The organism is Methanohalobium sp., assembly GCF_018609725.1.
GTDB lineage: Archaea > Halobacteriota > Methanosarcinia > Methanosarcinales > Methanosarcinaceae > Methanohalobium.
The window spans coordinates 1-9994 of the sequence record NZ_JAHENT010000074.1 but is presented as its reverse complement, the minus strand read 5'-3'; the positions used below and the strand labels follow the sequence as shown (position 1 = coordinate 9994).

The window sequence follows — 9994 nt, the reverse complement described above, 5'->3', positions numbered from 1 at the left end:
GAAGAGCATTAATCAGTGGTTCAGCGGCTCTCTTGTCGCCGATATTACCGAGGGCTTTTGCGGCGCTTTCTCTAACATCACTGCTTTTGTCATTCAAAAGAGCGTTTGACAAAGGTTTTACAGCATTTTCATTTTTAATTTTTCCAAGAGCAACAGCAGAATTACTTCTTACATCTTCATCAGTATCATTTAAAAGAGCATTAATCAGTGGTTCAGCGGCTCTCTTGTCGCCGATATTACCGAGGGCTTTTGCGGCGCTTTCTCTAACATCACTGCTTTTGTCATTTAACAAAACATCTGACAATTCATCTACAGTATTATCATTTTTGATATCCTCAAGTGCTTTAACAGAAAATTTGCGCACATCTTCGTTATGGCTGTCAAGCACTTCAAGAAGCTCTTCTGTTGCAGGGTTTCCGATTTTACCCAGTGAATTAGCAGCAGCGATTTTAACATATACACTTTCATCTTCGAATGCTTTTATCAATGAGTCTATTGCATTTTGACTTCTTTTTTCTCCGAGAGCTTTTGCGGCCTTGATACGTGTATCTTCATTGCTACTGTTTAATAAGTCTTTAATAAGGGAATCAGTTGATTTGTCATTTTTGTAATTGGTAAATACTCCTGGAATATTAATCTGAAATCCCTGTTCATCTTTGTTTGTAGTTTCAGCATTTACTTTTTGAGTATTGTCTGCACCACTCTTGCTGTCAATAGGATTTATATTATCATCTTTTGGATTATTATCATCGGCAATGCTTCCTGTAGTCGTAAATAAAAATATGATGATAACTAAAGATAAAAATGTTAAACTTTTACCTCTCATTGCTTATACCCCTCACTCCTATAAGTAGGAATATATTTAATGAGATAAAAAGATTATCTTTACATATTATTTTATATTCAAGCGTTAAAAACAATTAAAAATAGTTTTCTCTGATATATTTTATATATCGCTAATGTATAATTGTAAAATGTAGATGGAGTGAGGCAATTATAGAAACATTCCTCCGTAGATTTTTCCGTTTTTAATTAATGTTTTTCATTGCCTCACACTTTACATTTTTATCAATACCTTCAAAGACTCATTTCACTCTATTTATGGACATTTAGATAAACTTCATGTAGATATATTGTCAAATTATGAACATAAAAACAGTATATCTATGTACATAGTATCATAGAATAACACACAGTTTTGTTTCATGATATATATTGTTATTAATATGATATAATAATAATTTTATTTGATACTGAATATGTAGGGTTAACTTTCTATATGACTGGTTAATGAATGAGTTTTAACCTTTTCAAATTGGATTATATTTTTGGGCACCCATACTCCCTGATAATACGCATCCAACATTAAATAATCTCCGCCTATTTCGTTTAAAATAGTGGTAGCATTTTTGAATTCAAGGTTATTTTTTTCTATGTATCTATGAGGTATTTTTACATAAACCTCATATTCAGGTGTACTTTCAATTAATATTTTGTATTTATATTTTGGCAATTAAATTCTCTCCCCTCTTTAAATTATATTATCCTACTCTTGAATTATGGATTTTTATAGTATGTACTTTGTTAATATATTATTCTTAGTATTAAAAAATATAAATTTTAGTATAATAATTTTATGTTTTCGTTGTATAATGTTGGATGGTTGATACTTTTTAACAAAGTATTACGTTTCTGTAACATATATTAATTAATTTTGCTTTAAAATCCATTCACTTATATGATATAGCAATAGCAATTTTATAACACCGCTAAAAATTTTAACGCTTTATTAATATTTAAAACTAAAAAATTGTAATTATCGTTTATTATATATATTTATAGGGCATTAGAAAGAAATAGTAGGTGGATGTAGAAAATAGAAGAAAACCTACATCTGCTTAAAGTAGTGGACGAGCGTTTTTGTTGGTTGAGTGGGGTTAACCATGATACAGGGTCAAAAGTAGTTAAAAATGGTTTTCTATCCAATCTGTGTGATTTTGGGCGGCACAGGTTGGGTATCTTATTAATTTGAGGTTAGTTTTTAAATTCTCTGCATAACAAAAAATTAACTACTAAACTTGATGATATATTTTGTACCATTTTCTTTATTTACTTCAAAATCACCGCCAATCTGGTCTATTAGGCTTTTTATAAGTTGTAGTCCAAGCGTATCTGCATCTTTGACATCTATATTCTCAGGCATTCCTTTACCATTGTCGGCAACAATCAGCGTATAATTTTTATTATTATTTTGATAAAGTTTTATCTCAATTTTACCCGTTTCACTTTCAGAAAATGCATATTTTAAAGAATTGGACAAAATCTCATTAATAAGCATCCCAAGCGGTATTATGGTATCAATTCCAAGATATATATCCTCAACATCAATGTTTATATCTATGTTGGGTACATTGTATAGTTCATTAAGGTGGTCAACAAGATCACCTATGTAATCCTTTGTATTCACATTCTCCAGACCTTTGGCTTGATATAATTTGTTATGGACAAGAGACATTGAAATGACTCGGTTTCGTGTATCTATAAAAGCATCCTTTACATTATCATCTGTGAATTTTTCTGATTGGAGGTTGAGCAAACTGGAAATTATCTGAAGATTATTTTTTATCCTGTGATGAAGTTCAAGTTGCCTTATTCTTTCAGTTTCTATTACCTGTTCCTTTTGTTCCTTAAGACGTTCTTCTGCTTGCTTTCGTACAGTTATATCCCGTATATAGGCCAGTATTACAGGTTTTTCATTCAAATTGATACGAGTTAGCCTGACTTCTACGGGAAATATAGTTCCATCCTTTCTTTTATGATAGGTTCCTATAAAATATGAAGTATCTGAAGATGTTTTATTCCAGTATTTATCCCTGAAAACATCGACATCAACATAAGGATCAATATCAATAACGTTTAACGACAACATTTCATCTCTTGAATATCCAAGATTTTTACTTGCAGTTTCATTTGCATATACGATGTTGCCGTCAAAATCATGTGCTATGATAGCGTCAGCCGCTTTTTCTGTAAGTGTTCTGAACCTCTCTTCACTTTCTTTTAATTCTTTTTCAGTCTCCTTGCGTTCAGTTATGTCCTGGATGCTGTCAATAACTTTTGATCTATTTTCTGTATTGATGAGTGATGTTGATAGTAGGAATTTCAGATCCTTTTCACGGCCATCCACTATAAAGGGTAAAGATGCTTAGATATTGTAATGGTTGTTACCGGTTTCAAACGTATCAAGAACAGTATTTTTTACTATACAATCCTTACAATGCGGTCCAAATCCACAACCTTCAGGGTCATCCAGTGAATGTAGACAGCCCAGAGCATCACCACCTCTTGAACCTACCAGCTCTTCTGAAGATTTACCAGCAAAAAGCTCTGCGTTTTTATTTAGTTTTAGAATTCTTCTGTCAGAATCGACCAGCATAAGGACTACTGGTACATTTTCATAAACTTTCTCCAGCTCACCATCAATTTCACTATTGTTTGTAATATCTGTTAATATAGTGATGAATTTTCCTTTTTCAGGAGAAATGACTGATACATTGAAATGTTTCCTCAATTGTGGAGTATATGTTTCAAAATTAGCTTTTTCACCTGTTTCGGCTACTCTTGCGTAGATATTAAGATGTGGTGGATTTTTTGTATTATATACCACTGATGCTCGTTGACCTGCGATTTCTTCTCTTTTGAATCCTGTAATGGATTCGTAAGCAGAGTTCGCATCGATTATCCTATAGTCTACATGATGGCCATTATCATTATAGATAACTTCATTAATACAAACCCCATCACCAACGGATTCATAAACAGAATTCAATACATTGCCTGATATTTTAAAACCCCACAAAACTCCTTATAAAAACAATTTATATATTAATAATACTTATGAATTGCAAATATTTGTTTATTTTGATACAGCATATAAAATTTTAAGATCGAGGATTTATCGATTTAATATAGATATATCCTACCTCCCATGATGGTAAACAGGTTTTTTTAATCGTAGTAGACCATGAGTGTTTAAACTCTGAATTTGAAAATCCACTAGAAAACAGAATTATAAACCTTGAATACCAAATCAAAGAACTCAGAGACCTCATTCTTCAAGAGGAGTCTGGTAAAAATACTAAATCAGAAAACAGAGATGGGCCCGTTGGGATTCGAACCCAAGACCTCCGCCGTGTGAAGGCGACGTCATAACCTGCTAGACTACGGGCCCTTAATCTATCGCAACCAAGCTACAATAAATATTATTTATGTTATAAATAAGGGATGGTTGTTTGCGAAAATGACTTTTAACAATATGCTAATTTTGAAATATTAGTTGTTCTATCTTTTTATTACATGCAGGATGTAATAGTAGTAGGGGCTGGACCTGCGGGTTCAACAGCTGCAGAATATACTGCAAAAGCAGGTTTGAGCACAATGATTATTGAAAAGGATTATCTGCCAAGAGATAAAACCTGTGCAGGTGGGATATCCAGCCAAGCCTTAAAACATCTTGACCATAATGTACCTGTTAATCTGGTAAAAAGAAAGTGTTTTGGAGCAAGAGTGCGGTATGGAAACCAAGTTCTTGAATCCCGTTCTGATGAACTTATTGCCTCTATGGTATCCAGAAAAGAGTTTGACAACTATCTTACTACAAAAGCTGTTAATTCAGGAACTAAACTCCTTCAAAATACAAGAGTTAAATCACTGAATATTAAAAGCAATCATGTTGAAATACACACAACTGCAGGCGTATTTAAAGCCAAGGATGTGATAGGTGCGGATGGTGTAAACAGTGTTTGTGCTCGATATGTAAGACCACAATTAAAACCTGACGAAACGGCATTTTCACTTGCATCAGACATACCATTGTCAAAAGAGTATATTGATAAGAATTATCCAGATATAGTGGAATTCCATTTTGATAAAATCAAAAAGGGGTATGGGTGGGTATTTCCCAAGGACGGCTATGTTTCAGTAGGTATAGGAGGTATTGATGCAGCGAAATCATCTAATTCTCTCAAGTCATATTATGAATTCATAAACAATCTTGGGTTTGATTATATAAAGCCCAGTGGACATTTTTTACCAATAGGCGGTGTTAAAAGAAAAACATACAATAACCGTGTTTTACTTACAGGTGATGCTGCAGGATTTGTAGATGCTTTTCTGGGTGAAGGGATAAATTATGCTTTAATATCCGGCAGATTAGCGGCTGAAACCGTTGTCGATGCTTGTTACAAAAATGATTTTTCAAAAGCTATGCTTTCAGAATATCAGGATAAATGTAATTGTGAATTTGGTGATGATTTAAAGTATTCGTATATAGTTTCAAAAGTGTTTTATCGGCACCCTGATATATTTGCAAAAATGCTTGTTAATAACGAGAAGATGCTTTACAGGTTTATTCATCTGGTAACAGGAAATTCAGGTTACTCTTCATTTATAAAATGGCTTTTACCAAGAATACCCTATTATACAGCAAAGAATTTTATATCATTGTGATTTAAGACCCGAACAATGAATGTTAAAGAGGTTTTGCACCGCCTTGAAAATGAATATCCTGAAATTTTATATTATCAAAACAGTGAACCGTTTTATGTTTTGATAACTACTGTCCTTTCCCAGAGAACCCGTGACAGTGTGACAAATTCTTCAGCAAAAACCCTTTTTGATAAATACAGTTCTCCTAAAGAACTGGTTCATGCAGATGAAGATGAAATAGAAAGTTTGATAAAAAATGTAGGCTTTTATCGTGTAAAGACCCAGCGTATCAAACAGATATCTAAAATGATTCTGGACGAGTATAATGGGCAGGTCCCAGATAATCTTAATGATTTATTGAAACTACCGGGTGTAGGCAGAAAAACAGCAAATTGTGTACTGACATATGCATTTTCCAAAAAAGCAATAGCTGTAGATACTCATGTCCATAGAATATCAAACCGTCTTGGATTGGTAGGTACAAAAACACCCGAACAAACAGAAAAAGAACTCAAAAATATAGTTCCAGAAAATCTGTGGAATAAGATTAATGAATTGTTTGTACACTTTGGACAAAATACATGTCGTCCAGTATCTCCCAGATGTGATTCGTGTGTTTTGAATGATACGTGTCCAAAATTAATCTAAATATTAACTAATTTATACATACCTATATAAAAAAAGAAAAATATTGGTGTATTATGTTATTGGTTGGAGAAGCATTAATAGGTGAAGAACCAGAGCTTGCACATGTAGACCTTATGGTCGGTGACAAGGATGGACCGGTAGGACAGGCATTTGCTACAGGTATGACACAGTTGTCTGCAGGTCATACCCCGATGCTGTCTGTCATACGTCCAAATCTGCCCACCAAACCATCCACATTGATTGTGCCTAAGGTTACAGTGCAAAATATGGAACAGGCAGAACAGGTATTTGGACCGGCTCAGGCTGCTGTAGCAAAGGCAGTTGCCGATTCAGTGGAAGATGGTGTTATACCAAAGGATAAAGCCGATGAACTCGTACTGGTAGCAAGTGTATTTATACATCCCAAAGCATCTGATTACAATAAAATCTACAGGTACAATTACGGTGCTACCAAACTTGCACTCAAGCGTGCAATGGACGGGTTCCCTGATGTTGATACAATGTGTGAAGAAAAGGACAAGAGTATGCATGCAATCATGGGCTTCAAAGTAACAAGGCTGTGGGATCCACCATATCTACAGGTTGCATTGGATAATCCAAACCTTGATGCAGTGAAAAATATCATCTCTCAACTGCCACAGAGCGACCATCTCATACTTGAAGCCGGAACACCTCTTATCAAACGTTATGGTGTGGACGTAGTTTCCCGTCTCAGAGAGGTCAAACCTGATGCGTTTATAGTTGCGGACTTGAAGACACTGGATACAGGAAATCTCGAGGCACGTATGGTTTCAGATGCCACAGCAGATGCAATAGTTGTTTCCGCCCTTGCTCCAGTGTCAACTATTAACAAAGCAATTAACGAGGCTCATAAAACAGGCATCTATGTGGTAATGGATACCCTCAATGAACCAGACCCAATGTCTATACTTAGACAACTGGATGACTTGCCTGATGTGGTTGAACTCCACCGGGCAATTGATGTTGAAGAGACTGAATATGCGTGGGGAAGTATTGATGCGATTAAGGAACTCTCTCCAAAGATAATGGTTGCTGTTGCCGGTGGTATACGTGTAGATACCATCCCAGATGCTCTAAAAGCTGATGCGGATATAGTAGTAGCAGGAAGGGCTATTACCAATGCTAAAGATGTCCGTCAGGTATCTGAAAAATTCCTTGACGTTTTGAACAAACCGGAAATCGACCAGTATAGAGTAATGACCGATTTCTAAATTGTGGATTCAATCTAAATCCACATTTATTATTTATTCTGGAGGGAGTATAAATGAATTTGAGTAAATCACCTCTAATAGTGGTAAATCTAAAGACCTATCTACAGGGTACAGGAGAAAAGGCCGTAACTATTGCAAAAGCCTGCAAAAAAGTATCAGAAAAATATAATGTGGATATAGGTGTAGCACCCCAATTCTGTGATATATACCGGGTAGCTTCACATGTGGATGTTCCTGTTTATTCACAGCACATCGATGGAATTGATGGAGGAAGTCACACAGGTCAGATTTTGGCTCAATGTGTAAAAGATGCTGGTGCAATCGGTACACTGATAAATCATTCCGAGCGAAGGTTAACACTTGCAGATATCGATTCTTCGGTAAAAGCTGCCAGTAAAGCGGGGCTTTATACTATAGTATGTACTAATAATGTGAATACAAGCGCGTCAGCAGCATCCCTTGGAACCGATTATATAGCAATAGAACCACCGGAACTAATAGGTACAGGGGTACCAGTGTCAAGTGCAGACCCGCAGGTGGTTAAAGGTTCGGTAGATGCAGTTAAAAATGTAAATGAAGACGTGAAAGTACTCTGTGGTGCAGGAATATCCAAAGGAGAAGACTTGCAGGCTGCTCTTGAGCTTGGATCTGCAGGAGTTTTACTGGCATCGGGTGTGGTCAAAGCGGAAGACCCTGAAAAAGCCTTAGAACACCTTGTAATCCAGATTTAACACTTTCATTTTTCAACTTCTTGGGTAACATCCCAGTCCTTCAAGCAATTTTTTTACCTCATCCTGTATCAGGTTGGGATTGCTATCTTCAAGAACTGTAATCCTGTATGTAACACTGAGATTTTCTATATATTCAAACCCTGAAAATGTATCAATAATTTCTGTATCTACAACATTGTCATTATCAGAAATTATATCCTTTATGGTTTCGGGTACTGCATTAGTAGGGATGAAAACAGAAATGTCTCTTGTTATGTGTTTTAGGTTGTTAATTTTCCATTGTATGAGTTCATTTTCGGATAAAAGGCGTACATTCTCTATTTTAAGAGATATAGATTTGTTTTTCTGATGTGGTTTGGATAAAACAACATGTCGCGGTTTAACTTTTTCAACAATCCCTACATGAGTAACACCTGAATATCTGTGTACAAGTCCGCATTCTTTACCTACAAGCTTTGCTATCTGGTCAAATTCCTGCAGTTTTGAATTTATTAGTTTGTCAGACCGATGTAGAGCAGATGTTGTATCACCAAAATGGGATGCTGCTGATTTCATATTTTCTACAAAACTTTCAACATCATGCTGTCTTACGGTTTCTGAAATATTGTTGCATTCTTTTTTAAAAGCGTCATGAACTTTTAAAACTTCAGGATTTTCCATTTGTATAAGTGCATAAAGATATGGGTTTTGACCGATAATTCTCCCCACAAAATCAATCATTATGTCATAAACAGGACTCATGAATTTCCGTGACTCGGAAACATCAAAATCCAGTCTTTTAAAGGTGGAACCTATGGTGATGTATGCAAAATGAGTAAGCCCCTGTACTACCGAAACAAATTCATCATGTTCTTTCGGGTCGATAACCTCTATATGAGCGCCGTTGTTTTCAAAAACAGAGTTAATAATAGGGAACCAATTGTCACATCTTCCGGATACCGGTGTCATTATTATAATCTGACCGTATAAGCTGGGTATGGATGGACCAAACATTGGATGTGTGCCAAGAATTTCAACACTTTCAGGTGCATATTTTTTCATGGCTTCAACAGGTTTTGTCTTTATGGATGTAAAATCCATCAACAAACTACCTGGTTTCATTTTTGGAGCAGTTTCTGAAATAACTTTTTCCGTGATATCGATGGGGACTGAAACGATAACTATATCGCTTTTTTCAATAGCAATGTCAAGGTCAGAGGCAAAATTCACTCCTAGTTTATCCGCTATATCCACACGCTGACTACTACCCCATAATGTAACTTCGAATCCTTCTCTTTTGAAGAATTTTGCAAACCATTGCCCCATTTCTCCGGTACCACCGATTATTAGGATGCTATTGTTCAACTTTTAAGCTCCTCCAAAACTGTATTTTTCATGACTTCTATCGGTGGATTCTCACCCGTCCAGATTTTAAAAGCTTCTGCACCCTGATATACAAACATCATCAATCCGTTTACGGGTATAGCACCTGCAGATTTTGCTTCTTTTAAAAGCCGGGTTTCCAGTGGGTTGTATACAATATCAAATACAACAAGTCCAGAGTGCATCTGTTCGCTGGTTATGATGGTATCTTTTGTATTAGGATGCATCCCAACTGTGGTAGTATTTATGAGGATATCGGATTCTGCAATCAACTCTTCCAAATTTGAAAATCCAGTTCCCCTTGCGTTACCCACGCTTTTTACATCTTCGGCAAGTTCAACGGCTTTACTTTCTGTACGGTTGGCAATTATTAAATCTGCACCGTCATTTGCAAACTGGAAACATATTGCTCTGGAAGCGCCACCTGCACCAAAAATTAGTATTTTTTTGTTTTTTTTTTCACCGCCAGCTCCTGAATTTGAACGTTTGGCTCCAACCCCTTCGGGTTATTAACAAATATTCCCTTTTTATTTC

At 35.6% G+C, this 9994-nt stretch carries 10 protein-coding genes, 1 tRNA gene and 1 pseudogene; 4 read left to right on the top strand and 8 right to left on the bottom strand.

Annotation, left to right across the window (positions count from 1 at the left end; translation table 11 throughout):
• From QZ276_RS04650 to QZ276_RS04630, 5 genes are all read right to left on the bottom strand, one after another.
• Positions 1–826: HEAT repeat domain-containing protein (locus tag QZ276_RS04650; protein WP_292485733.1), on the bottom strand; the 826-nt coding region annotated here is incomplete at its 3' end.
• Positions 827–1267: 441 nt separating this feature from the next.
• Positions 1268–1513, bottom strand: a complete 246-nt coding sequence (locus QZ276_RS04645; protein WP_292485730.1) for a hypothetical protein — start codon at positions 1511–1513, stop codon at positions 1268–1270.
• A 552-nt stretch (positions 1514–2065) separates the two neighbouring features.
• A complete protein-coding gene (locus tag QZ276_RS04640; protein ID WP_292485728.1) occupies positions 2066–3187 on the bottom strand; it encodes a sensor histidine kinase in 1122 nt (373 codons plus the stop codon).
• A gap of 18 nt (positions 3188–3205) precedes the next feature.
• Complete coding sequence (locus QZ276_RS04635) at positions 3206–3859, bottom strand: PAS domain-containing protein (protein WP_292485726.1); 654 nt, start codon at positions 3857–3859, stop codon at positions 3206–3208.
• A 298-nt stretch (positions 3860–4157) separates the two neighbouring features.
• Positions 4158–4231 (bottom strand) — tRNA-Val (locus QZ276_RS04630).
• Between the two features lie 125 nt (positions 4232–4356).
• Between QZ276_RS04630 and QZ276_RS04625 the strand changes: the two genes are divergently transcribed.
• Genes QZ276_RS04625 through tpiA form a run of 4 tightly spaced genes read left to right on the top strand, consistent with a single transcriptional unit; the run spans position 4357 to position 8098 of the window.
• Positions 4357–5508, top strand: a complete 1152-nt coding sequence (locus QZ276_RS04625; protein ID WP_292485724.1) for a geranylgeranyl reductase family protein — start codon at positions 4357–4359, stop codon at positions 5506–5508.
• Between the two features lie 15 nt (positions 5509–5523).
• On the top strand, positions 5524–6135 hold the full coding sequence (gene nth, locus QZ276_RS04620) for an endonuclease III (protein WP_292485723.1): 612 nt from the start codon (positions 5524–5526) through the stop codon (positions 6133–6135).
• A gap of 53 nt (positions 6136–6188) precedes the next feature.
• The gene (locus tag QZ276_RS04615) at positions 6189–7367 is read left to right on the top strand and encodes a bifunctional 5,6,7,8-tetrahydromethanopterin hydro-lyase/3-hexulose-6-phosphate synthase (protein ID WP_292485721.1); all 1179 of its coding nucleotides are present in this window, start codon (positions 6189–6191) and stop codon (positions 7365–7367) included.
• A gap of 53 nt (positions 7368–7420) precedes the next feature.
• Complete coding sequence (gene tpiA / locus QZ276_RS04610; RefSeq protein WP_292485719.1) at positions 7421–8098, top strand: triose-phosphate isomerase; 678 nt, start codon at positions 7421–7423, stop codon at positions 8096–8098.
• Positions 8099–8110: 12 nt separating this feature from the next.
• Here the strand turns inward: tpiA and QZ276_RS04605 are convergent, their stop codons facing one another.
• The 3 genes and pseudogenes from QZ276_RS04605 to QZ276_RS04595 form a co-directional block, all read right to left on the bottom strand.
• The gene (locus tag QZ276_RS04605; protein ID WP_292485717.1) at positions 8111–9442 is read right to left on the bottom strand and encodes a prephenate dehydrogenase; all 1332 of its coding nucleotides are present in this window, start codon (positions 9440–9442) and stop codon (positions 8111–8113) included.
• Positions 9439–9540 carry a hypothetical protein gene (locus QZ276_RS04600; protein WP_292485735.1) on the bottom strand — a complete coding sequence of 34 codons (102 nt, stop codon included), beginning with the start codon at positions 9538–9540 and terminating at the stop codon, positions 9439–9441. Before QZ276_RS04600 ends, QZ276_RS04605 begins: the two co-directional genes overlap by 4 nt.
• An 87-nt stretch (positions 9541–9627) precedes the next feature.
• A pseudogene (locus QZ276_RS04595) lies at positions 9628–9909 on the bottom strand (NAD(P)-binding domain-containing protein); the annotation flags it as partial.
• Positions 9910–9994: the final 85 nt, after the last annotated feature.

Bases quoted from the DNA above. Each gene is read 5' to 3' on its own strand.
- QZ276_RS04600 (WP_292485735.1), bottom strand. From the start codon at position 9,540: ATGTTTGTATATCAGGGTGCAGAAGCTTTTAAAATCTGGACGGGTGAG.
- QZ276_RS04625 (WP_292485724.1), top strand. From the start codon at position 4,357: ATGCAGGATGTAATAGTAGTAGGGGCTGGACCTGCGGGTTCAACAGCT.
- nth (WP_292485723.1), top strand. From the start codon at position 5,524: ATGAATGTTAAAGAGGTTTTGCACCGCCTTGAAAATGAATATCCTGAA.
- tpiA (WP_292485719.1), top strand. From the start codon at position 7,421: ATGAATTTGAGTAAATCACCTCTAATAGTGGTAAATCTAAAGACCTAT.
- QZ276_RS04615 (WP_292485721.1), top strand. From the start codon at position 6,189: ATGTTATTGGTTGGAGAAGCATTAATAGGTGAAGAACCAGAGCTTGCA.